This is a genomic window from Betaproteobacteria bacterium (assembly GCA_016720855.1).
Lineage (GTDB): Bacteria > Pseudomonadota > Gammaproteobacteria > Burkholderiales > Usitatibacteraceae > FEB-7.
The window spans coordinates 1,253,103-1,275,423 of the sequence record JADKJU010000001.1; the positions used below are offsets into that span (position 1 = coordinate 1,253,103).

A 22,321-nucleotide genomic window follows, 5' to 3' on the forward strand; every position below is an offset into this window, starting at 1 on the left:
TCGCGCCCGGAAAAGCGGCCACCGCGCCCACTCAGTCGCCGATGAGGGAAAGCAGGAGCGCGCGAGCCTTGGTCCACTCCCGGCGGACCGTGCGCTCCGAAATGCCCATCGCCTCGGCGATCTCCAGCTCCGTCAGGCCGCCGAAGAAGCGCATCTCCACCAGGCGGGCGAGCCCCTCGTCGAGCTTCGCAAGGTCTTCGAGCGCTTGTCCCACCGTCTCGACGTCCACGGAGGGCGCAATGCCTTCGCCAGCCGCCGTGTCGAGCGTCACCACCTGGAGATCGCCGCCCCGGCGAAGCGCGCGCTGCTCCCGGACGAGGTCTATCACGATGCTGCGCAGCACCCGCGAGGCGTAGGCGAGAAACTGGAGCCGGCTGCCGAACTCGAGGCCCTGGCCGCCGGCCAGCTTGAGGTAGCTGTCGTGCACGAGCGCCGTCGTCTGCATGGTGCCCTGCAGGCCGCTGCCGCGCAGGCGCGCCCGGGCGATGCGCTTGAGTTCCGGATAATGCGACTCGAACGCCTTGTCGAGCGCGGCACTGTCCTGCAAGGTGAGGCGCCCGAGGGCGGTCGAGACTTCGCTCATCGCGGAGCCCGGGAAGTCGACGATGTCTGGAACCTAGCCGATCGTCCCGCGATTGTCCAACCACCACCCCGGGATGCTCACATCCGGCAACCCGGGACCGTGCCGGGGTTGAAGCCCGGACAGGCCGTGCGAAACAGGCTGCCCTGGCAGGCGCCGCCTGGCTGCGGCGCCGCGCCCCCTGCTCGAGCCTAGTCGGCGCGGAACACGCCGCTGAAATCGCCGTCCTCGGTACAGCCTCCCGCATAGGTGGCCAAGAATCGTCCGGTGATGCCGACCGCGTTCGCATCGATCGCCGAGAAGCTGACCGACCCGCTTGCCCCATTGGCGCACGACACGATCGACCCGTCGAAGCCGCCCACGCTGCCGCTCTGCACATACGTGCCCGATGCGGAGCAGGCGGCGCCGCCCGACGGCTGCATCGAAATCCGCATCGTCGACCCGGAGAGCGACACGGTGAACGGCATCAGCGATTCGTAGCGGGCGGCGCCGCTCGCGCACCCGGTCCGGGTGACCGCGATCCCGCCGAGATACTGGCCGGTCAGAAAGGTGTTGGTCTTCCAGGTCTGCCTCGTGAGGGACTTGTTCACGCTAGTCCCGTTGATCGTGTAGGCGAGGTTCGCCGTCGTGGTCGTGATGTGGGTGAACGTGACGGTCCCCACCTGCGAGACGACCACGGCACTCGGATTGAACGGCCCGCCCAGCCAGGGACCACTCGTCTGGTAGAGCGGCCCGTTGTAGATGCGGCCGCCGGCGCCCTCGCTCTGGACCTGCGTGGACGGCCCCACCAGCCAGAGCGGCTGCTCGTTCTGCCCGTAGACGAAGAAGGTGAGGAACAGGATGCCTCCCTGCTCCACCACGTTGACGCCCCAGCCCGACTCACTCGAATTCCACCACAGGTCGCTCGCTCCTCCCGCCCGGACGGGCGAAGCGTACATGACCATGAAGACAAGAACCGCTGCCAAGCCCTTGAGGAATGCGTTCATGGAAAACTCCTTGAGTTGTCTGAAACATTGCCGGTGACATCGTCACGAGACGCCGGGAAATCGCGCCGCGTCCATACCGTTTACGGGAAGACGCGTTACGCGAGCGTGACGGCCAGGGGAAGCCCCATTGGCCGGATTGCGGTTCAGGCAAGCTGTGGCGGTACTCCTGCGCCTCGACGAGCGCCCGGAATGTCCGCGCTGGCCAGGCACCTGCTGCGCCCTTCGAGTACGATTCCCCCGACCCACGGCTAGCAATTCCACGACCGACATCAACCCATCCCAACCTCGATGCCCCGCATCACGCCCGCCACCGTCGTCTGCCTCGCCCTGTCGGTCGCGCTGCCGGCCGCCTCCCAGTCCGACCCGCGCAAGGTCGTCCGCACCGCCTACCCCAGCGCCGAATCGAAACTCGACCCCGCCGCGGAATCCGACGAAGCCTCGATCAGCATCTCGCACGCGATCTTCGATCCGCTACTCGAGTACGACTTCCTGGCCCGTCCCGCGAAACTCGTGGGCAACACCGGATCGCTCCCGGAGATCGCCGACGGCGGCGCCACGTTCACGTTGCACGTGAAGCCCGGCATCTTCTTCGCGCCCGACCCCGCGTTCGGCGGCAAGCCGCGCGAACTCACCGCGCACGACTACGTGTACTCGATCAAGCGCCTCTTCGATCCGAAGCTCCGGAGCCAGTGGCTTTTCCTCGTCGAGGGCAAGATCGCGGGTGCCGACGCCCTCATGAAGGAGGCGAAGGCGAGCGGGCGCTTCGATTTCGACAAGCCGATCGAGGGGCTCCAGGCGCTCGATCGCTACACGCTGCGCATCCGGCTCGCGAATCCCGACTGGTCGTTCCCGTACGTGCTCGCGATGCCCGCCACCTCCGCGTTGGCTCGCGAGGTGGTGGAACATTACGGCCAGGACATCGCGCACCATCCCGTCGGCACCGGCCCCTACCGCATCGCCGAGTGGGTGAAGGGGTCGCGCGTCGTTCTCGAGGCGAACCCCGGCTATCGCGAGGAGATCTTCGACGGCGACCCCGGCCCGGACGAGGTGAGCCGCGCCATCCACGCACGACTGAAGGGCATGCGGCTGCCGCTCGTGGGGCGCATCGAGATCCACACCATAGACGAGGCGCAACCGCGCTGGCTTGCGTTCCTCAACGGCGAGCACGACTACATCCGCCCGCTGCCCGAGGAGTTCGCCAACATCGCGCTGCCCGGCGGCAGGCTCGCGCCCATCTTCGCGAAGAAAGGGCTCTACGTGACGCCCGACGAGATCGCGTACACCACGTACACGACCTTCAACACCGCGCCCGTGATCGACGGCAAGCCCAACGTGCTGGGCGGCTACACGCCGGAGAAGGTGGCGCTGCGCCGCGCGATCGCGATGGGCTTTCGCCTCGACGAGCAGGTCGCGATCCTGGACAAGGGCCAGTCCGTGCCCGCGCACACCCTGCTTCCGCCGGCCGTGTCGGGGCACGACCCGAACTTCCGCAGCACCTTGCAGGAGTACAACCCGGCGAAGGCCAAGGCGCTGCTGGACCTCTACGGCTACGTGGACCGCGACGGCGACGGCTACCGCGAGATGCCGGACGGCTCGCCCCTTTCCTTCGACCACGCCTCCTATCCCACGCTGCGCGAGCGCCAGCGCAATGAATTGTGGAAGAAGTCCATGGACGCGATCGGCATCCGCGTCACGTTCGGGAAGGTGGAGAAGCTCACGGACCTTCGCAAGCAGGCGCAGCTCGGGCGTGTGCAGTCCTTCAGCTACGGCTGGATCGCCGATTCCCCGGACGGGGAGAACTTCCTGCAACTGCTCTACAAGGGCTCGATCGGCCAGGTGAACTACGCGATGTTCGACCTTCCCGAATACAACTCGCTCTACGAACAGGTGAAGCGCATGCGCGATTCGCCGGAGCGCAACCGGCTCATCGGACGCATGGTGAAGCTGGTCATCGTCTACGCGCCGTGGCACATCGAGACCTTCAAGACGCAGAACATCCTCGTCCAGCCCTGGCTCCTGGGGTACAAGAAGCACCCCTTCGCGAACGAGCCCTGGAAATACCTCGACGTCGATCTCGCGCGCCGGCCGGGTCCGTGAGGCCCTATCATCCGTCCATGGCCGCCCTGCCCGCTGACTCTTCGCCTCCCACGAGCCGCTTCGGCACGCTGGTGACGGTGGCGCTCGTGCTGGCGCTGGCGTGGGTGCTGGCCAGGTGGACCTGGGTTTTCATGGCGCCGCCGCAGGCGACTTCCGCTGCCCCGACGGCGGGCGGCGTCGATCTGGCGGCGGTGGCGCGCCTCTTCGGAGGCGGCGTGCCTGCGGGAACAACCACCCCGGCGGGGACCTCGTCGGGACTGCGACTCAAGGGCGTGATCGCGCCCACACCCGCCACCATCGGCTCGGCGGTGTTCAACACGGGCGGCAAGGACATCGCGGTGAACCTGGGCGGCGAGGTGCAGGCGGGCGTGAAGCTCGTCGCGGTCGAGCCCGATCACGCGATCGTTTCCCGCGGCGGGGTACGCGAACGCATCGATCTCGACACGCGCATGGCCGCGGTGCCGAGGGCGGTGGCCGGGAAGTCGGCCGGGTTCCGGCTGCCGGTGTCCCGCAATGCCTCGAACGCATTCGTCTTCTCGCGCAAGGATCTCGACGACGCCCTCAAGGACCCCGGCCAGTTGAGCTACCTCGGCCGGATCGGCGTGCCCCGGGGCGGCGGCGTCCGGCTGGACGAGGCGCCACCGGGAAGCCTCGCCTCGCGCCTGGGGCTGCAGCCCGGCGACGTCATCAAGAAGGTGAACGGCCAGGCCGTCGCTTCCGCCGGCGACCTCGCGCGCCTGTACCAGCAGTTCGCCACCACTTCCCTCGTCCGGGCCGAGGTCCAGCGCGGCACCGCCTCCGTCCAGCTCACCTACACCATCAATCCGTAAAAAGGGGACAGACCCCTTTTTCGAAAAGGGGTCTGTCCCCTTTATTTGAAGTCCCTCTGTGAAAATTGCGGGAATGGGCGCAAAATGCCCGTTAAATCAATGAGGAAGCCTGATTTCGTGACGCGATTTCTAGGATTTGCGGCGCTGGCCGCGATCGTCGCTTTTTCCACGGCCCGCGCGGCCGAGGAGGAGAAGGTCACGCTCAATTTCGTGAACGCGGACATCGTCTCCGTCATCAAGGCGGTGGGCGGCCACACGGGCAGGAACTTCATCCTCGATCCGCGCGTGACGGGCACGGTGAACATCGTCTCCGACAAGCCGGTCCCGAAAGACCTCCTCTACCCGATGCTGCTCTCGGTTCTGCGCACGCAGGGCTACGCCGCGGTCGAGGGCAACGGGTTCGTGAAGATCGTCCCCGAGGCGGAGGGAAAGACCGGCGCGAGCCCCGTGGGCGAGGCCGCGGCCCATGTCCCCGGCGACCGCATCATCACGCGCGTGTTCCTCCTGCAGAACGAGTCGGCTCTGCAACTCGTGCCCGTGCTGCGCCCCCTGGTCACGGCCAACAACTTCGTCGCGGCCTACCCCAACAACAACGCGATCGTCATCACCGACTACGCGGAGAACGTGAAACGCATCGAGTCGATCATCCGCGCGATCGACCAGCCCAGCGGCGGCGACGTGCAGGTGCTGCAGCTGGAGCACGCCTCGGCCGTCGACGTCGCGCAGACGATCAGGGGCGTGATCCCGGAGACCAACGCCAACCCGTCGTCACCGGGCGCGCCGGCCAAGGCCGCCATCTCCGTGGACCCGCGCACCAACAGCCTGCTCATCCGCGGCGACAACCCGGCGCTCCTCACGCGCATCAAGGCGCTGGCCGCCAGCCTCGACACGCCCGGCGCGGGCGCGGGCAACATCCACGTGGTCTACCTGCGCAATGCGGAGGCCGCGAAAATCGCCGATACGCTGCGCGGCCTGCTTTCCGGCGCGGAGGCGACGCGCTCCTCCACCTCGGTGGCCGCGTCGACGGGCGGCGCATCCGCGAACCCTGCCACCGGAACGGCAACCACCACCTCCGTCACCGTCGCCCCGGCCTCGATCATCCAGGCCTACGGGCCGACCAACTCCATCATCATCGTGGCGCCCGAACCCGTGTACCGCAGCCTTCGCGGGGTGATCGACAAGCTCGACGCGCGCCGCGCGCAGGTATTCGTCGAGGCACTCATCGTCGAGGTCTCCACCGGCCTCGCCGCGGAATTCGGCGTGCAGTGGCAGTCGGCCCGCAACGTGGGCAATGGCCAGTCGGTCTTCGGCGGCACCAATTTCAACACGGGCGTGGCCGGGGGAGCGGGCACGAACATCATCGGCGCGGCGCTGGACCCGCGCACCCTGGGCGGGGGCTTGAACCTCGGCCTCATCAACGGGGTGCTCACCATTCCCGGCACGGACATCCAGGTGCTGAACCTGCAGGTGCTCGCGCGGGCGCTGGAGGCGGATTCGGGAGCGAACGTGCTCTCCACGCCCAACGTCCTTACGCTCGACAACGAGGAGGCGAAGATCATCGTCGGCCAGAACGTCCCGTTCATCACGGGGAGCTACACGCCCGTCGCCGGCAGCGCCACCAACCCCTTCCAGACCATCGAGCGCAAGGACATCGGCCTCACGCTGAGGGTCACGCCGCAGGTGGCGGAAGCCGGCGCGGTGAAGCTCAAGATCTTCCAGGAAGTCTCCAGCGTCACGCGCGAGGCGCAGCTCGTGAAGTCGGCCGACATCATCACCAACAAGCGCTCGCTCGAATCCACCGTGCTGGTGGACGACGGCCAGATCGTGGTCCTCGGCGGCCTCATCCAGGACGACCAGCAGGCCTCCGTCGAGAAGGTGCCGCTGCTGGGCGACATCCCGTGGTTGGGCAGCCTCTTCAAGTACGAGTCGCGCAACCGCAAGCGCACCAACCTCATGGTGTTCCTGCGCCCGGTGGTGCTGAAGGACGAGAAGGCCGCGGCCGCGATCACCTCGGACCGCTACGAGTACATCCGCAATCTGCAGCGCGGCATGACCCTGCCCCCGAACGTGCTGCTGCCCGAAGCGAAGGCCAGGGAGCTGCCGCCGATCGACTCGACGACCCCCGGCAAGCCGCTGCTGCCGCAATGACGGCTCCTCTCGAGAGAACCGTGAACCCCCAGGACCTGGATCCCGCCACCGTCCGCCTGCTGCCCTACGCGTTCGCGAAGGCGAAGGGCGTCATCGCCGCGCGCGTCGCCGGTGGCGCGCTGGAAGTGTGGATCCGCCCCGTGCCGCAGGCAGCCACGCTCGCCGAGGTGCGCCGCATCGCCGGCAGGCCGCTGCGCGAGATCCTCCTCGTGCCGGAGGAATTCGAGCATTGTCTGGAGCTCGCCTACACGCGTGAGCCCAACGCGGCGGAAAACATCGTCGAGGACATGGGCGAATCCCTAGACCTCGCAAAGCTCACCGAATCGCTGCCCGAGATCGCGGACCTCCTGGAAGCCGAGAACGACGCGCCGATCATCCGCCTCATCAACGCGCTCCTCACGCAGGCGGTGCGCGAGGGCGCCTCCGACATCCACCTCGAGATCTTCGAGGCGCGCGCGCTGGTTCGCTTCCGCGTGGACGGCGCCCTTCGCGACGTGGTCGAGCCGCGTCGCGGCCTGCACCCGGCCATGGTCTCGCGCCTGAAGGTGATGGCCAGCCTCGACATCGCGGAGAAGCGCCTGCCGCAGGACGGGCGCATCGCCCTGCGCGTCGCCGGCCGCCCGATCGACGTGCGCGTCTCCACGATTCCCACTGCCCACGGCGAGCGCGTGGTGCTTCGCCTACTCGACAAGCAGGCCGGCCGCCTCACGCTCGACGCGCTCGGCATGGGTGCCGCCACGCGCGACGCGGTGGATGCGCTCATCCAGCAGCCGCACGGCATCCTCCTCGTGACCGGCCCCACGGGGTCGGGCAAGACCACGACCCTGTACGCCGCCCTCACGCGCCTGGACCGCAAGACGCGCAACATCCTCACCGTCGAGGATCCGGTCGAGTACGAGTTGGACGGCATCGGCCAGACGCCGGTCAACCAGAAGATCGAGATGACCTTCGCGCGGGCGCTGCGCGCGATCCTGCGCCAGGACCCGGACGTGGTGATGATCGGCGAGATCCGCGACCTGGAGACTGCGCAGATCGCCGTGCAGGCCTCGCTCACCGGCCACCTCGTGCTCGCCACGCTGCACACCAACGACGCGCCGGGCGCCGTCACACGCCTGGCCGACATGGGAATCGAGCCCTACCTCCTCGCCTCCACGCTTTCCGGCGTGCTGGCCCAGCGCCTGGTGAGAAAGCTCTGCCCGGCCTGCAAGACACCGTATGAAGCCACTGCGGCCGACCGCGCGATCTTCCGCGACAACGCCCCGGAGCGCCTGTACAACGCGGTCGGGTGCGCCGCCTGCAACTTCACCGGCTACAAGGGCCGCACCGGCATCTACGAGCTGCTCACCGTCGATGACGACCTGCGCCGCATCGTCCACGACGCGACCGACGAGCGCGCGATCCGCGACCTGGCGATCACGCGCGGCATGGCGCGGCTGCGCGACGACGGGCTGCGCTGGGTGCGCGACGGGGTGACGTCGCTCGACGAAGTGTTGAGAGTCACGAGGACCTGAAGGCCCTCACCCCCGATCCCTCTTTCGGAGGGACAGGGGAGAAAAGTGTTCCCCTCGCCCGCTTGCGGGAGGGGGCCGGGGGTGAAGGTAACCAATCACATGCCAGGCTTCCGCTACCAGGCGTACTCGATCGAAGGCAGGCTGCACAAGGGCGTGCTGGAGGCCGACAGCGCGCGCCAGGCGCGCTCGACCCTGCGCGACCAGGGCCTGACTCCCTACCGGGTCGAGGTCATCGCCGCCAACGATCCCGCCGGGGGCCGGCACTTCCGCGCGATCTCCCTGTCATCGGCCGAGCTCACGCGCCTCACGCGTAGCCTCGCCTCGTTGATCGAGGCCGGACTCACGGTCGAGCAGGCCTTCAACGCGCTCATCGAGCAGGCCGAGAACGAGCGCGAGCGGCAGGTGCTCGCGGCGTTGCGCGGCGAGGTGATGGCCGGCTCCACGATCGCCAAGGCGCTGGAAGGGTTCCCGGGCGTCTTCCCGGAGCTCTACCGCACCCTCGTCGCGGCCGGCGAAGCCTCGGGCCAGCTCACGCGCGTGCTCACGAAGCTCTCCGACTACCTCGAGGAGCGCCATGCGCTTCGCGGCCGGCTTTCGCTGGCGCTGGTCTACCCCGCCATCGTGACCGGGGTCTCGCTCCTCGTGATGGGCGCGCTCATGGTCTACGTCGTGCCGCAGGTGGTGCAGGTGTATGCCCACGCGAAGGAGGCGCTGCCGATCCTCACGCGCATCCTCATCGCCGTCTCCGCGTTCCTGCAGGCGAGCTGGCCGGCGTGGATCGCGCTCGGCATCGCGGCGGCCGTGGCGCTCAGGATCGCGCTCGCGCGTCCTGCCCCTCGAGCACGCATCCACCGATTTCTCCTCAAGGTTCCCGTGGCGGGCAAGGCGCTTCGCCACCTGGACAGCGCGCGCCTGGCCGCCACGCTCGCGATCCTGGTGGGAAGCCGCGTCCCCATCCTCGCCGCGCTCGAGGCCGGCGAGGGCGTGATGACGCTCGTTCCCATGCGCGAAGCGCTGGCCGCGGCGGCGCGCGGCGTGCGCGAAGGCATGCCGCTTTCCCGCGCGCTCGGTGCGACGGGCGAATTTCCGCCGGTGATGGTCCATCTCATCGCGGGGGGCGAGGCAACGGGCCGCCTCGACGAATCCCTGGAACGCGCGGCGCGCCAGCAGCAGTCGGACATCGCCACGAGGCTCGCCGCCGCCGTCGCGGTGTTCGAGCCGGCGCTCATCGTGATCATGGGCGCGGTCGTGCTCGTCATCGTGCTCGCGATCCTGCTTCCCATCTTCAACCTGAACCAGCTCGTCGGACGCTAGAAAGGGGTCGGATCACTTTGCACCTAAAATGGGCAAAGTCATCCGACCCCTTTACTTGCGGGAACCCATGAAAAGACAGTCCGCCTTCACCCTCATCGAGATCCTGGTCGTCGTGGCGATCCTGGGAATCCTCGCCGCCATCGTGGTGCCGCGTCTCATGGATCGGCCCGACGAGGCCCGGCGCGTCGCCGCCAAGGCCGACATCGCGGCCATCGTGCAGTCGCTCAAGCTCTACCGGCTCGACAACGGGTTCTACCCGGCCACCGACCAGGGCCTCGCCGCGCTGGTGCAGAAGCCGGCCTCCAACCCCGTGCCCGCCAACTGGAAGCAGGGCGGCTATCTGGAGCGTCTTCCGAAGGACCCCTGGGGCGGCGACTACCAGTTCCTCAACCCGGGCGTGAAGGGCGAGATCGACGTCTTCAGCTTCGGGGCCGACCGGGCGCGAGGAGGCGAAGGCAGTGGCGCGGATATCGGCAACTGGGACTAGGCGAGGCGAGCCCGGCCGGGCAACCGGGACACGGGGCTTCACCCTCATCGAGATCCTCGTGGTGGTTGCCGTTGCCGGCATCGTGCTCGCGGTGGCCGCCGTGAATCTCTTTCCCGGCGACGAGGAAGTGGCGCGGCGCGAGACTTCGCTTCTCGCCCTCGACATCGAAGGCGCGCGCGACGACGCCTGGTTCGGCGGCCGTCCCACGGCGGTCTCGCTGGCCGATGGCCGGATGCAGGTGCTGCGCCTGGCCCCCGACCGCTCGTGGTCCGCGGTGCCCGGGCGCGAGCGCCGCCTTCCCGACACGATGCAGGTCGATACCCTGGCGATCGACGGCCGGGTGGTCGATGCGCGCGAGGTCCTGATCTTCCTGCCCGATGGCCTGGGCGTTCCGTTCCGCGTGGCGCTCACCGTTCGCGGGCTTCCCAAGGCCATCGAAGGCGATAGCGCAGGCGCGGTGCGGGCGATCGCGAAATGAAGCGCCACCGCGCGTTCACGCTGGTGGAGATCCTGGTCGCGATGGCGATCCTGGCCATCGCACTCGCCGCCACCACGCGCGCCGCAAGCCTCGCCACCGATGGCGCGCGCGAGACGCGGGCGCGGCTGCTGGCCACCTGGGCCGCGGGGAACCGCGTGGCGGAAATGCGCGCCCGGCAGGTCTTTCCCGCCGCGGCCGTCACCACCGCGACCGTCGAGCAGGGCGGGCTTTCCCTCGTCGTGCAGGAAACGGTGGCCGAGACGCCCAACCCCACCATCCGCCGCGTCGATCTGTCCGTCGCGGACGCGCACGACCCCGGCCGCGTGCTTTCGTCCGTCACCGCTTTCATGGTGAAACCATGAGCCGCCCGGATAAAGGGGACAGACCCCTTTATCAGAAAAGGGGTCTGTCCCCTTTATCCGGGCAATGGGCCTTCACGCTGGTCGAGCTCCTCATCGCGCTCGCGATCTTCGCAGTGCTCTCGGCCTTCGCGTACCGCGGCCTCGCGGTGCTCCTGGAGAGCCGCGAATCCCTCGACCGCGACTCGCGCAAGTGGCGCGACCTCGCGCTCTTCGTGGGCCGATTCGAGCGCGACGTGCAGGCCGCGCTCGATCGCCCCGCCATCGGCGCTTCCGGCACGACGCTGAGCCCGGTCTCCTCGCTGCTGGACCTGGGCGGCGCGAGCGCACGCGGCCTCGCCCTCACGCGCGCCGGCGCCACGCTCTACGCCAGCGAACTGGCCGCTCCGCAGCGTGTGGGTTACCGGTTCTCGGAAGGGCGTGTGGATCGCCTCGCCTGGCCCTGCGTGGACTCGGGCCCGCGCGCCGAGGCGGTGGCCACTCCCTTGCTCGACAACGTTCGCTCCCTCGCATTCCGCTTCCTCGACCGCAGCTACGAATGGCGGACGGACTGGGCGTTGCCGGCCACGCAGGGCATGCCCGTCGCCGTGGAGATGACGCTGGAGCTCGCGAGCGGGGAGACGATCGTGCGCATCGTGGACATCCCGCGATGAGGCGCGGCCTGCAGCGCGGCGTGGCCGTGGTGACCGCGATCCTCGTGGTGGCGGTGGCCGCGTCGGCCGCCACCTGGATGCTGTCGCAGCAGTCCGCGACACTCAACCAGACCGCGCTCGTCGCCTCGCGGGCGCAGGCCGACTACTACGCGCAGGCAGGGCTCGACTGGGCACGCGGGATCCTTGCCGAGGATGCGCGCTCGAGCGCCATCGACACGCTCGACGAAGGCTGGGCGCAACCGCTCGCGGGCCTGCCCGTGGAGCGCGCGGTGGTGAGCGGCTCCATCACGGACCTGCAATCGCGCTTCAACCTGAACAACGTCGTGAAGGACGGGCGGCGCAGCGACCCGGACGTGCAGGCCCTCACGCGCCTCCTTGAATCCCTGGGCCTCGACGCCGGCCTCGCGCTGGCCGTCCTGGACTGGGTGGATGCCGACTCGGATCTCGCGGGCAGCGGCGGCGCCGAGGACGCGTACTACCTCGCGCTGGCCCGCCCGCACCGCGCCGCCAACCGGCCGATGGCGCAGGTGGAGGAGCTCTACCTCATGCGCGGCTTCGACGCCCGCTCGATCGCGAAACTGCGTCCGTTCGTGACGGCGCTGCCGGTTCGCACGACCGTGAACGCCAACACCGCGCCGGCGGAGGTGCTCGGCCCCCTGCTGCCCGAACTCTCGCCGACCGAGGTGCGCGAACTGGTCTCCTCCCGCCGCGGCCACCCGTTCAGGGACAAGGCGGACCTCAAGACGCGAGCGAAGAAGGTGGCGTCCTCGACCATCGACGCCCTTCTCGACGTGAAGAGCGGCCACTTCCTCGTGCAGGTGGGCGTGGCGCAGGACGACGTGCAGGTGGCCAGCGAGGCCCTTGTCGTGCGCGCCGCGCCGGGCACCTCTCCCGCGACGGCCCTGATCTGGCGCCGCCCGCTGTACTGACCGTGGCCGGGGAACGAGCCGGCGGTAAAATGACATACTGCCGCCCGCCATGATCCTTCGCCTCCTCGTCCCCGCCGTGGACCACCCCGGCACCGACACACCCTACGCGTGGTCGCTCGCCGACGGGCGGGGCGCCTCGCTTCGCGAGGGCGTCTCGCCGCTTTCCGGCGTGCCGCGCGGCGATGTGGTGGAGGTGGTGCTCCCCGCCTCGCGCGTGCTCTTCGCGCGTCTGAAGCTCCCGAAGGTGAACGCGGCCACGATTCGTGAACTGCTTCCCTTCGCCGTGGAAGACCGGCTGCTGGCCGACCCCGCGCAGATCCACGCCGTGCCCGGAACCACCAATGCCCGCGGCGAAACGCGGGTCGCCGTGGTGGACCGCGCCTGGCTCTCCGAAGCGCTGTCCGTCCTCGCCCGCGCCGGCTTCGTGCCCTCGCGCGCCGTCTGCGAGAGCGCGCTCCTGCCCGCCGAAGCCGGTTGCTGGCACGCGGTCCTGGGGGAATCGCGCAGCTTCCTCGTCGAGGACGATGGCAACGCCGTGGCATTCGACCGCCCGGCCGGCGCCGAGCCGCCGCTCGCGGTGCGCATCGCCGCCGATGAAGCCGCCGCCCGGAGTGCGCGCCCCGAGCGCTTGCGAGTCCTCGTGGAGCCGGGCCTCGCCGCCGTGGACCCGGCCGTATGGACCGAGCGCATCGGCATGAAGGTCTCGGCCGTCGATTCCCGGCCCCCGCTGGCCGCGCCGCTGGCCGCAAACGCCATCGATCTCCTCGTGGGCGACTTCGCCCGCGGCGCGTCGGGAGCAGGTGCACTTCGCCTGCCGCGCCTGGCCTGGGGCCTGGCCGCCGCCATCGTCGCCGTGCAGTTCGGCTTCACCGCCTGGGACGCGTGGCGGATCGAGCGCGAGCGGCGGATGCTGGTGGCCGAGCAGGAATCCATCTTCCGCGCCGCCTTCCCGGACGCAAAGACGATCGTGGACCCCGCCCTGCAGATGCGGCGCAACCTCGCCGACCTGCAGCGCGCGCGCGGCCGCGCCGCCGCGAGCGATTTCCTCGCGCTCGCCACCGCCGCGGCCCGCACCGACCCGGCGCCCGCGAAGCGCCTCACCTATGCGGGCGGCCGGATGGAAATCGACCGCTCGGCGGCCCCGAAATGAACGCGCCCGCCTTCTGGACTGCGCGAAACGCGCGCGAACGCAGCGTCATCGCCTGGGCCGGCGCGGCGGTGGCGCTGCTCCTGCTCGCGGTGTTCGCCTGGCTTCCGCTGGAGCGCGCCCGGAGCAGAATCGGCGCGGACCTGCCTGCGCTGCGCGCCTCGGTGGCGCAGATGCGCGCGCAGGCCGACGAGGTGAAGGCGCTCAGGACCCTGCCCGCGCGCAGCGGGGCGACCGCGGTGGCGCTCGGCACCCTGGTTGCATCCGGCACGCTCGCGCAGGGGCTCCCCGGCGCGCGCCTGTCCGCGATCGACGCGAAGCGGGTGCGCCTCGCGGTGGACGACGCCTCGTGGACGCGCCTGGTCGAGTGGCTGTCGTCGGCCAGTGCCGCGCACGGCCTCAGCGTGGACGAGGCGACGATCGAGGCCCTGCCCTCGACCGGCCGCGTGCGCGCCACCCTCGTGCTCGCCGCCCCCTGAGCCATGCGGCCGCTGCGTGCGCTTCTTCTCGGCATCGCCGCCTATGGCGTCTTCCTCCTCGCCACGGCGCCCGCGGGCCTGATCCCCGCGCGGCTCGCTACGGCCACGGGCGGGCAGGTGACGCTGGCGAACGCGACCGGCTCGGCGTGGGACGGAACGGCACGCGCGACGATCGCCACGTACGGCGCGGCAATCGTCCTCGGCGAGGTGAGCTGGCGGTTCCTGCCCTCTCGCCTGCTGGCCGGCCGCGCCGCTTTCGCGATCGAGGCGCGGTCGGGCGCGCTGCAGGCGCAAGCGGAAGTATCCCGCAGCCCGATGGCGTGGCAGGTACGCGACCTGCGCGCGAACGGTGACGCCTCGACGGTGGCCGCGATCTTTCCTCTCGCGGCGACGTGGCAGCCGGGGGGCGCGATCGCGATCGAGGCCGAGCACCTCACCTGGGACGGGGAACGGGCAACAGGCGTTGCAAACGCGCAGTGGCGTGATGCGTCCCTGGCCCTTTCGGAAGCGCGTCCGCTCGGCAGCTGGCGCGCGCAGGCCCAGGCCGAGGGCGCCTCGACGAGAATCACGCTGTCCACCACGAAGGGGCCGCTGCTCCTGTCGGGCAGCGGGACGCTGGTGATCCCCGGACGGTTGGCCTTTTCGGGCGTTGCGCGCGCCGAACCCGGGCGCGAACGCGAACTCGAAGGCCTGCTGAACCTCCTCGGTCCTCGCCGTGCCGACGGTGCGCATGCGATCGAGGTGCGCTGAGTGGGCGCGCCCGAATACCGCGCGCCGCGCTGGCTCGCGAACGCGCACCTGCAGACCATCTACGGCTCACTGTTCGCCGCCCGGCCTGCGGTTCGCTATCGCCGCGAGCGCTGGGAGACGCCCGACGACGATTTTGTCGATGCCGACCACGTCGATGGCCCGCCGGGCAGCCCCTGGGTCGTGCTGTTCCACGGCCTCGAGGGTTCCTCGGATTCCCCGTACGCCCGCACCCTCATGCACCGCGTGGCCGAGCGCGGGTGGCGCGGCACGGTCGTGCACTTCCGCGGATGCAGCGGCGAGCCCAACCGCCTGCCGCGCGCCTACCACTCGGGCGACGCCGACGAGCTGGACTGGGTGCTGCGCCGCCTGCGCTCGCTCGCCGGGGATGCGCCCGTGTACGCGACCGGCATCTCGCTGGGCGGCAACGCGCTGCTCAAGTGGCTGGGCGAACTCGGCGACGAGGCATCGCCCATCGTCACGCGCGCCGCGGCCGTATCGGCACCTCTCGACCTCATGGCCGCGGGCGAGGCGCTCGGGCAGGGCTTCTCGATCGTCTATGCGAAGCACTTCCTGGCGACGATGAAGAGCCGCGCCGCCGCCAAGCACGCGCGCTTCCCGGGCAGCTTCGACCTTCAGGCCATGCGCGGTTCGAGGACCTTGCGGGAGTTCGACAACGTGGTGACGGCACCCCTGCACGGCTTTCGCGACACCGACGACTACTGGACGCGCGCCAGCTCCAAGCCGGTGCTGCGGCAAGTCGTGGTGCCCACGCTCGTGCTCAACGCCCGCGACGATCCCTTCCTGCCCGAGCGCGCCTTGCCCGCTCCGCAGGAGGTCTCGGCGGCGATCAAGGTAGAATTTCCGGACCGGGGCGGTCATGTCGCCTTCGTCTCCGGCGCTTTCCCCGGCCACATCGGCTGGCTGCCCGCTCGCCTGCTGCACTTCTTCGACCACCAGGAATGAGATTGCCCATGGCCTCCCCCATCGCCCCCGAGATCTTCAAGGCCTACGACATCCGCGGCATCGTGGACAAGACCCTCACCGAGGAGGCGGCGGAACTCATCGGCCGCGGACTGGGCACGATGGGCGCGAAGAAGCGCGTCAAGCGCTTCATCGTCGGGCGCGATGGACGCCTGTCGGGGCCGCGCCTCGTCGCGGCGCTCACGCGCGGCCTCAATGCGGCGGGCATGGACGTGACCGACATCGGCGTGGTCGCAACGCCGATGGTCTATTACGCGACGTACGAGCTGGGCACCGGCAGCGGCGTCATGGTGACCGGCAGCCACAACCCGCCCGAATACAACGGCCTCAAGATGATGGTCGCGGGCGACACGCTCGCCTCCGAAGCCATCCAGGACCTGCGCAAGCTCGTCGAGAGCGGCAAGTTCGCCTCCGGCAACGGTTCGGCCGACTCTAAGGACATGAAGGCCGCCTATCTCGATCGAATCACGGGCGACGTGAAGCTCGGGCGCCTCATGCGCATCGCCATCGACTGCGGCAACGGCTCGCCGGGGGCGATAGCACCGGCGCTCTACCGCAAGCTCGGCTGCGAAGTGCAGGAGCTTTTCTGCGAAGTGGACGGCAACTTCCCCAACCACCACCCGGATCCATCGCAGCCCAAGAACCTGCAGGACCTCATCCGCGCCGTGAAGGAGGGCCACGCGGAGGTGGGCCTCGCGTTCGACGGCGACGGCGACCGGCTCGGGGTGGTCACGAAGAACGGCAAGATCATCTACCCCGACCGCCAGCTCATGCTCTTCGCCGCCGACGTGCTGCAGCGCAACCCCGGCGCGCAGGTCATCTTCGATGTGAAGAGCACGCGCAATCTTTTCTCCTGGATCCGCGCCCACGGCGGCGAGCCGGTGCTGTGGAAGACCGGGCACTCGCTCATCAAGGCGAAGTTGAAGGAGACCGGGGCGCCGCTCGCCGGCGAGATGAGCGGCCACATCTTCTTCAAGGAGCGCTGGTACGGCTTCGACGACGGCCTTTATGCCGGCGCCCGCCTGCTCGAGATCCTCTCGCGCGCGCCCGACGTGACGCAGGCGCTCGAGGGACTTCCCGATTCCATCTCGACGCCGGAGCTGCAGCTCGCGCTCGACAAGGAAGGCGAGAACCACGCCCTCATCGCGTCGCTGCAGAAGTCCGCCCGCTTCGAGGGCGCCACCGAAGTCATCACCATCGACGGCCTGCGCGTCGAATATCCCGACGGATTCGGCCTCATGCGCGCCTCCAACACCACGCCCGTCGTCGTGCTGCGCTTCGAGGCCGACACGGACGCGGCCCTCACCCGCATCCAGGACGATTTTCGCCGCGTGCTCGCCGCAGCGCGGCCCGGTGCCAAGCTGCCGTTCTAGACGCCGTTCCAGGCGACTGGCCGCGGAGCACGCGCACTCGCCCTGCATCAGACGGGCGAGCGGCTCTGGGACCATTGGCACAGCGGCGGGTGGCGGGCAGCGGGCAGCGGGCAGCGAGGAGGGGTGAAAACAAAAGTTGGCTGGGTTTTTTTTTGGTTTTGGCCAGGTCAAATTGCTTCCGGCATCGCTGTCCGAAACCTCATCGGCATAGGCCATGGAGGCGACGTCAATGGCACCGTCATCTGGCCAAAACCAAAAAACAAACCCAGCCAACTTTTTTTTCACCCCGGAAGCTCCCCGGAAGCTCCCCGGAAGCTCCCCGGAAGCTCACCGGAAGCTCACCGGAAGCTCACCGGAAGCTCACCGGAAGCTCTCCGACGAGGTGCCGTCGCTCGAGCGCGAGAGGGAAGGCGGGCGCAATCACGGCTCGATCGTGGTGCGCTTCGGGGCGAATGCATCGGCTCGAGGGACGGATCTCCGGGCCGTTGCTTGACGGGCCGCAAACGTTTGTCTGCGCCCTGCCTTAGGATGAACGATCGACACGAATGCAGGGGAAGGAAGCCATGGATCCGCGCCTGAAGGAACTGGTCGGCAAGTCCGTACTCGCCAAGGAACTCTCGGACGGCGACGTTGCGGTCGTGGCCGGCCTCGTCCGCCTGCACCGGCTGGAGGACGGCCAGGTCATCACGCCCGAAGGCGAACCCGACAGCCACATGCACGTGATCGTGAACGGGGCGCTGGCGGTTTCGCGGCCCGGGCCGGACGGCACTTGGGAGAACCTGCACGTGATGACCGCGGGCGACCTCGTGGGCGAGCTCTCCTTCCTCGACGGCACGCCGCGCTACGCGGCGCTGCGGGCCGTGGGCCAGACGGAGATCTTCAGCCTCGACCGCGCCGACATCGAGAGCCTCGTGGAGAAGCACCCGTGGATCGCCTACCGCATCATGCGCGCGATCGTCCGCTTCACGCACGGCCTGCAGCGCCGCCTGAGCATGCAGTCGGCCGAGCTCATGCACTACCTGTACAAGAACCAGGCCAAGTACTGAAGGAAAAACGGGGTCGGATGACTTTGCGGATGCGGTCCTGCGACGGCGGGACACGAGCCGCAAAGCAATCCGACCCCGTTTTCTCGCGACAGGCCGGTTGATTCACGTCAATGGGCCGTCGGCCCGCTCCCCTACCCTTGCTACTGGACGGCGGAACGCCGAGCCGTTGCCCCCTGCACTGCACCCCCCAGGACGATGCACACGATCAAGCGCGGGTTGGACCTGCCCATAGCCGGAAGCCCGATCCAGTCGATCGGTGACGGGCCGGCCATGTCCCGCGTGGCCCTGCTGGGGGCCGACTACGTGGGCCTCAAGCCCACGCTTCTCGTGCAGCCCGGCGACAAGGTGCTGCGCGGGCAACCGCTCCTCGAGGACAAGAAAACTCCCGGAGTGCGCTACACCGCACCCGCAGCGGGCCACGTGTTCGCGGTCCTTCGCGGCGAGAAGCGCGCTTTCCGTTCCCTGGTGATCGAGGTTTCCCCCGAGGACGGCCCCGATGCCCAGGTGGCGTTCGCAAACTGGAATGGCGCGCCGCCCGTCCAAGGCGATGGCGCCGCGCTTCGCGCGCTCCTCGTGGAATCGGGCCTGTGGACCGCGTTTCGCGTCCGGCCCTTCAGCCGCGTACCGGCACCCGAGGCGATCCCCGAGGCGATCTTCGTGACCGCCATGGATACGCGCCCGCTCGCGCCCAGGGTCGATGTCGCGCTGGCCGGCCGGGAAGAGGACTTCGCTGCCGGCATCCTCGCGCTGCGCGAGCTCACGCCCGGGCCGGTGTACGTCTGCCGCGAACCGGGGTCGGCGCTTCGCGTGCCGCGCGCCGAGCGCATTGAAATCGAGGAATTCTCGGGCCCGCACCCCGCGGGCAACGCCGGGACGCACATCCACTTCCTGCATCCCGTCGGGCACGGCCGAAGCGTCTGGCACGTGGGCAGCCAGGACGCGGCGGCCATCGGACACCTTCTCGCCACGGGCAAGCTCGACGTTGCGCGCGTCGTATCGCTCGCAGGTCCCGGCGTCCTGCGACCGCGCCTCCTGCGAACGCGTCTGGGCGCGTCGATGGCGGAACTCACGTCCGGCGAGCTGGCTCCGGGCGAGCAGCGCATCGTCTCCGGCTCGGTGCTGGACGGGCGCGCGGCCACGGACGAAGCCGAGGCCTTTCTCGGCCGCTACCAGCAGCAGGTGAGCGTGCTGCCTGAAGGGCGCGATCGCGAGCTCTTCGGATGGATCGCGCCGGGCCGCGACAAGTTCTCCGTCGCAGGCGTGGTGCTGGGCGCCTTCGCGCGGGCGCGCAAGCGCGTCTTCACGACCACCACGAACGGCAGCCACCGCGCCATGGTGCCCATCGGCACCCACGAGGCGGTGATGCCCCTGGACATCCTGCCCACGTTCCTGCTGCGCGCGCTCCTCATGGGCGACGCCGAGCGGGCCGAGGCGCTGGGCGCCCTGGAGCTCGACGAGGAGGACCTCGCCCTGTGCACCTACGCCGACCCGGGGAAGAACGACTACGCGCCGATGCTTCGCGACGTGCTCCACCGGCTCGAGAGGGAAGCCTGACATGAGCGCCCTCGAGAAGCTCCTCGAGAAGGCGGGCCAGCCGTTCGGGCCGGGCAAGCCGCTTCGGCGCTTCCACGCGCTCTTCGAGGCGGCGGACACCTTCGCCCTGACGCCGCCCACGGTGACGACGGGCGCCACGCACGTGCGCGACGCGCTGGACCTCAAGCGCATGATGATGCTCGTGATCATTGCGATGCTGCCCTGCATCTTCATGGCGATGTACAACACGGGGCTGCAGGCGAACCTCGGCATCGACCCGGGCAAGGTCGCCTCGCTGGCGGGCTGGCGGCACGACGTGATGCGACTCGCCGGCGTGGGCTACTCGCCGGAAAGCTTCTCGGCCTGCCTCTTCCACGGTTCGCTCTATTTCCTGCCGCTCTACCTCATCACGATGGTCGTCGGCATCACCTGGGAGGTGCTCTTCGCGATCGTGCGGCGCCACGAGGTGAACGAGGGCTTCTTCGTCACCGGCATGATCTTCCCGCTCATCTGCCCCCCACGCTGCCTCTGTGGGAGGCGGCGCTGGGCATCAGCTTCGGCGTGGTGGTGGCCAAGGAAGTGTTCGGCGGGACGGGCATGAACTTCATCAACCCCGCGCTCGCGGCGCGCGCGTTCGTCTTCTTCGCCTATCCCGGCGACATTTCCGGCGACCAGGTCTGGGCAGCCGTCGCACCCGCCGCGGCGATCGACGGCTACTCCGGCGCCACCCTGCTCGGGCAGATGCGCCAGATGACCACCCCCTTCGAACAGCAGGGATTCTCCTGGTGGAACGCGTTCGTCGGCCTCGAGAAAGGCAGCCTCGGGGAGACCTCTGCGCTCGCCTGCCTCGCCGGCGCCGTCTTCCTCGTCGCCACCGGCGTGGGCTCGTGGCGAACCATGGCGGGCGCCGTGGCAGGCACGGCGGCCATGGCGGGCCTGTTCAATGCCATCGGCTCGACGACCAACCCGTGGTTCGCAGTGCCCTTCTGGTGGCACATGGTCCTGGGTGGCTGGGCGTTCGGGATAGCGTTCATGGCCACCGACCCGGTGACCTCCCCGTTCGCGGAAGGCGGCAAGCTCGCCTACGGCTTTCTCATCGGGGTCCTCGTCGTGCTGATCCGGGTGGTGAACCCGGCGTACCCGGAAGCGGTGATGCTCGTGATCCTCTTCATGAACGTCATGGCCCCGCTCATCGACTTCGGGTTCGTGAAGGCCAACATCGACCGGCGGGCGCGCAGGGCAGGCAGTCATGGCAAGGCTTGACTCCCCCCGCTACACGATCCTCTTCGCCGCGGCGGTGTGCGTGGTGTGCGCCCTCATGGTATCGGTGGCCGCCGTGTCGCTGCAGCCCCGGCAGAAGGCCAATGCGCGGCTCTACATGGAGAAGAACGTGCTCCTCGCCGCCGGCCTGCTGAAGCCCGGCCAGGAAGTGACGATCAAGGATGTCGAGAAGTTCTTCGAGAAGGACGTCCGGGCGCGCCTGGTGGAGCTCTCCACCGGGGACCTCCTGCCGGAAGGCAGAATGGACGCCCGCGCCTACGACCAGCGCGGCGCGCGCAACGAGCCCGGCCAAAGCCGCGCCGCGCCGGCGAACACCGCGGGCGTCGGGCGCCTGCCCCGGTACGGCGTGGCCTACTTCGTGATGAAGGGCGACCGGGCGGAGCAGGTGGTGATCGCCATCGAGGGCCTGGGGATGTGGGGGACGGTCTATGGGTTCCTGTCGCTCGACCGCGACACCCTCGCCGTGCGCGGCCTCACCTATTACGACCAGAAGGAAACGCCGGGCCTGGGAGGGGAGATCGGCAATCCCGCCTGGCAGGCCCTGTGGGTCGGCAGGCACGTCTATGACGAGAAGGGCGTGCCGCGCATCACGGTGGTCAAGGGGCAGGCGGGACCGCCGGACAAGGACCCGCTGCACGTAGACGGGCTGTCGGGCGCGACCATCACCAGCAAGGCCATCACGCGCCTCACGCAGTTCTGGCTTTCCGACGACGGCTACGGAAAGTTCCTCAGGCGATTCAAGGAAACGGGCTGAGCATGGACAAGCACCAGCGCGAAGCCCTCCTCGCCCCCATCCTTGCCAACAACCCCATCGGCGTGCAGGTGCTGGGCATCTGCTCGGCGCTCGCCATCACCACGCGCATGGACAAGGCGCTCGTGATGACGCTGGGCGTGCTGCTGGTCACGATGCTCGCCAACGTGGCCGTGAGCCTGGTGAGGAACCACACGCCCGGCTCGATCCGCATCATCGTGCAGTTGTCGATCATCGCCTCTCTCGTGATCGTCTTCGACCAGGTGCTGAAGGCGACGCTCTACGAGCTCTCGCTCGAGCTTTCCGTGTTCGTGGGCCTCATCATCACCAACTGCATCGTCATGGGCCGCGCCGAGGGCTACGCGATGCAGAACCCGCCGCTCGCCTCGGCCCTGGACGGCATCGGCAACGGGCTGGGCTACGGGCTGGTGCTGATGCTCACCGCGTTCATCCGGGAGTTTCTCGGCGCGGGAAAGGTGTTCGGCTTCGCGGTGCTGCCGCTCGTCAAGGACGGCGGCTGGTACGTGCCCAACGGCATGATGCTCATCGCGCCCTCCGGGCTCTTCATCATCGCCGGTCTCATCTGGCTGCTTGAAGGCCCTGAAGCC

At 69.2% G+C, this 22,321-nt stretch carries 20 protein-coding genes and 2 pseudogenes; 20 read left to right on the plus strand and 2 right to left on the minus strand.

The genetic code is table 11. The features are described from left to right. Positions 1–31: 31 nt before the first annotated feature. Entirely contained in the window at positions 32–583 is a 552-nt protein-coding gene (locus IPP91_05445; protein MBL0141509.1) for a sigma-70 family RNA polymerase sigma factor, read from the minus strand. Between the two features lie 188 nt (positions 584–771). Further along, entirely contained in the window at positions 772–1,566 is a 795-nt protein-coding gene (locus tag IPP91_05450) for a hypothetical protein (GenBank protein MBL0141510.1), read from the minus strand. 288 nt (positions 1,567–1,854) lie between these two features. On the opposite strand from IPP91_05450, the gene IPP91_05455 reads away from it, so the two are divergent. The 20 genes and pseudogenes from IPP91_05455 (at position 1,855) to IPP91_05550 (ending at position 22,306) form a co-directional block, all read left to right on the plus strand. Continuing rightward, positions 1,855–3,663, plus strand: a complete 1,809-nt coding sequence (locus IPP91_05455) for a hypothetical protein (protein MBL0141511.1) — start codon at positions 1,855–1,857, stop codon at positions 3,661–3,663. 17 nt (positions 3,664–3,680) lie between these two features. Continuing rightward, entirely contained in the window at positions 3,681–4,493 is an 813-nt protein-coding gene (locus IPP91_05460; GenBank protein ID MBL0141512.1) for a hypothetical protein, read from the plus strand. Between the two features lie 117 nt (positions 4,494–4,610). After that, entirely contained in the window at positions 4,611–6,641 is a 2,031-nt protein-coding gene (gspD, locus tag IPP91_05465) for a type II secretion system secretin GspD (protein ID MBL0141513.1), read from the plus strand. After that, positions 6,638–8,152 carry a type II secretion system ATPase GspE gene (gspE, locus tag IPP91_05470; GenBank protein ID MBL0141514.1) on the plus strand — a complete coding sequence of 505 codons (1,515 nt, stop codon included), beginning with the start codon at positions 6,638–6,640 and terminating at the stop codon, positions 8,150–8,152. Before gspD ends, gspE begins: the two co-directional genes overlap by 4 nt. A 99-nt stretch (positions 8,153–8,251) precedes the next feature. After that, complete coding sequence (gene gspF / locus IPP91_05475) at positions 8,252–9,466, plus strand: type II secretion system inner membrane protein GspF (protein ID MBL0141515.1); 1,215 nt, start codon at positions 8,252–8,254, stop codon at positions 9,464–9,466. 67 nt (positions 9,467–9,533) lie between these two features. Beyond that, the gene (gspG, locus tag IPP91_05480) at positions 9,534–9,953 is read left to right on the plus strand and encodes a type II secretion system major pseudopilin GspG (GenBank protein MBL0141516.1); all 420 of its coding nucleotides are present in this window, start codon (positions 9,534–9,536) and stop codon (positions 9,951–9,953) included. After that, positions 9,925–10,431 (plus strand): prepilin-type N-terminal cleavage/methylation domain-containing protein, encoded by a 507-nt coding sequence (locus IPP91_05485; GenBank protein ID MBL0141517.1) that lies wholly within the window; start codon positions 9,925–9,927, stop codon positions 10,429–10,431. The genes gspG and IPP91_05485 overlap by 29 nt, the downstream gene beginning before the upstream one ends. Continuing rightward, positions 10,428–10,793, plus strand: a complete 366-nt coding sequence (gene gspI, locus IPP91_05490; protein ID MBL0141518.1) for a type II secretion system minor pseudopilin GspI — start codon at positions 10,428–10,430, stop codon at positions 10,791–10,793. The genes IPP91_05485 and gspI overlap by 4 nt, the downstream gene beginning before the upstream one ends. Next, a complete protein-coding gene (gene gspJ, locus IPP91_05495; GenBank protein MBL0141519.1) occupies positions 10,790–11,443 on the plus strand; it encodes a type II secretion system minor pseudopilin GspJ in 654 nt (217 codons plus the stop codon). The genes gspI and gspJ overlap by 4 nt, the downstream gene beginning before the upstream one ends. Continuing rightward, positions 11,440–12,372 (plus strand): type II secretion system minor pseudopilin GspK, encoded by a 933-nt coding sequence (gene gspK / locus IPP91_05500; protein MBL0141520.1) that lies wholly within the window; start codon positions 11,440–11,442, stop codon positions 12,370–12,372. Before gspJ ends, gspK begins: the two co-directional genes overlap by 4 nt. Before the next feature lie 49 nt (positions 12,373–12,421). Beyond that, positions 12,422–13,522 carry a hypothetical protein gene (locus tag IPP91_05505; protein ID MBL0141521.1) on the plus strand — a complete coding sequence of 367 codons (1,101 nt, stop codon included), beginning with the start codon at positions 12,422–12,424 and terminating at the stop codon, positions 13,520–13,522. Next, complete coding sequence (locus IPP91_05510; GenBank protein MBL0141522.1) at positions 13,519–13,998, plus strand: type II secretion system protein M; 480 nt, start codon at positions 13,519–13,521, stop codon at positions 13,996–13,998. Before IPP91_05505 ends, IPP91_05510 begins: the two co-directional genes overlap by 4 nt. Positions 13,999–14,001: 3 nt before the next feature. Beyond that, positions 14,002–14,748, plus strand: coding sequence for a type II secretion system protein N (gene gspN, locus IPP91_05515; GenBank protein ID MBL0141523.1), 747 nt, complete (start codon positions 14,002–14,004; stop codon positions 14,746–14,748). Continuing rightward, a complete protein-coding gene (locus IPP91_05520; protein MBL0141524.1) occupies positions 14,749–15,711 on the plus strand; it encodes a hydrolase in 963 nt (320 codons plus the stop codon). 8 nt (positions 15,712–15,719) lie between these two features. Continuing rightward, the gene (locus tag IPP91_05525; protein MBL0141525.1) at positions 15,720–17,102 is read left to right on the plus strand and encodes a phosphomannomutase/phosphoglucomutase; all 1,383 of its coding nucleotides are present in this window, start codon (positions 15,720–15,722) and stop codon (positions 17,100–17,102) included. Positions 17,103–17,665: 563 nt separating this feature from the next. Then, entirely contained in the window at positions 17,666–18,148 is a 483-nt protein-coding gene (locus IPP91_05530) for a cyclic nucleotide-binding domain-containing protein (GenBank protein ID MBL0141526.1), read from the plus strand. A 195-nt stretch (positions 18,149–18,343) separates the two neighbouring features. Further along, on the plus strand, positions 18,344–19,702 hold the full coding sequence (locus tag IPP91_05535; GenBank protein MBL0141527.1) for a Na(+)-translocating NADH-quinone reductase subunit A: 1,359 nt from the start codon (positions 18,344–18,346) through the stop codon (positions 19,700–19,702). Position 19,703: 1 nt separating this feature from the next. After that, a pseudogene (locus IPP91_05540) lies at positions 19,704–20,944 on the plus strand (NADH:ubiquinone reductase (Na(+)-transporting) subunit B). Then, positions 20,931–21,716, plus strand: coding sequence for a Na(+)-translocating NADH-quinone reductase subunit C (locus IPP91_05545; protein MBL0141528.1), 786 nt, complete (start codon positions 20,931–20,933; stop codon positions 21,714–21,716). Before IPP91_05540 ends, IPP91_05545 begins: the two are co-directional and overlap by 14 nt. A gap of 2 nt (positions 21,717–21,718) precedes the next feature. Beyond that, positions 21,719–22,306 (plus strand): annotated as a pseudogene (locus IPP91_05550) (NADH:ubiquinone reductase (Na(+)-transporting) subunit D). The last annotated feature ends 15 nt before the right edge of the window (positions 22,307–22,321 follow it).

What these genes read in the sequence shown, in the direction of transcription:
- IPP91_05445 (MBL0141509.1), bottom strand. Translation starts at nt 583, where the DNA reads ATGAGCGAAGTCTCGACCGCCCTCGGGCGCCTCACCTTGCAGGACAGT.
- IPP91_05450 (MBL0141510.1), bottom strand. Translation starts at nt 1,566, where the DNA reads ATGAACGCATTCCTCAAGGGCTTGGCAGCGGTTCTTGTCTTCATGGTC.
- IPP91_05455 (MBL0141511.1), top strand. Translation starts at nt 1,855, where the DNA reads ATGCCCCGCATCACGCCCGCCACCGTCGTCTGCCTCGCCCTGTCGGTC.
- IPP91_05460 (MBL0141512.1), top strand. Translation starts at nt 3,681, where the DNA reads ATGGCCGCCCTGCCCGCTGACTCTTCGCCTCCCACGAGCCGCTTCGGC.
- gspE (MBL0141514.1), top strand. Translation starts at nt 6,638, where the DNA reads ATGACGGCTCCTCTCGAGAGAACCGTGAACCCCCAGGACCTGGATCCC.
- gspF (MBL0141515.1), top strand. Translation starts at nt 8,252, where the DNA reads ATGCCAGGCTTCCGCTACCAGGCGTACTCGATCGAAGGCAGGCTGCAC.
- gspG (MBL0141516.1), top strand. Translation starts at nt 9,534, where the DNA reads ATGAAAAGACAGTCCGCCTTCACCCTCATCGAGATCCTGGTCGTCGTG.
- gspI (MBL0141518.1), top strand. Translation starts at nt 10,428, where the DNA reads ATGAAGCGCCACCGCGCGTTCACGCTGGTGGAGATCCTGGTCGCGATG.
- gspJ (MBL0141519.1), top strand. Translation starts at nt 10,790, where the DNA reads ATGAGCCGCCCGGATAAAGGGGACAGACCCCTTTATCAGAAAAGGGGT.
- gspK (MBL0141520.1), top strand. Translation starts at nt 11,440, where the DNA reads ATGAGGCGCGGCCTGCAGCGCGGCGTGGCCGTGGTGACCGCGATCCTC.
- IPP91_05505 (MBL0141521.1), top strand. Translation starts at nt 12,422, where the DNA reads ATGATCCTTCGCCTCCTCGTCCCCGCCGTGGACCACCCCGGCACCGAC.
- IPP91_05510 (MBL0141522.1), top strand. Translation starts at nt 13,519, where the DNA reads ATGAACGCGCCCGCCTTCTGGACTGCGCGAAACGCGCGCGAACGCAGC.
- gspN (MBL0141523.1), top strand. Translation starts at nt 14,002, where the DNA reads ATGCGGCCGCTGCGTGCGCTTCTTCTCGGCATCGCCGCCTATGGCGTC.
- IPP91_05525 (MBL0141525.1), top strand. Translation starts at nt 15,720, where the DNA reads ATGGCCTCCCCCATCGCCCCCGAGATCTTCAAGGCCTACGACATCCGC.
- IPP91_05530 (MBL0141526.1), top strand. Translation starts at nt 17,666, where the DNA reads ATGGATCCGCGCCTGAAGGAACTGGTCGGCAAGTCCGTACTCGCCAAG.
- IPP91_05535 (MBL0141527.1), top strand. Translation starts at nt 18,344, where the DNA reads ATGCACACGATCAAGCGCGGGTTGGACCTGCCCATAGCCGGAAGCCCG.
- IPP91_05545 (MBL0141528.1), top strand. Translation starts at nt 20,931, where the DNA reads ATGGCAAGGCTTGACTCCCCCCGCTACACGATCCTCTTCGCCGCGGCG.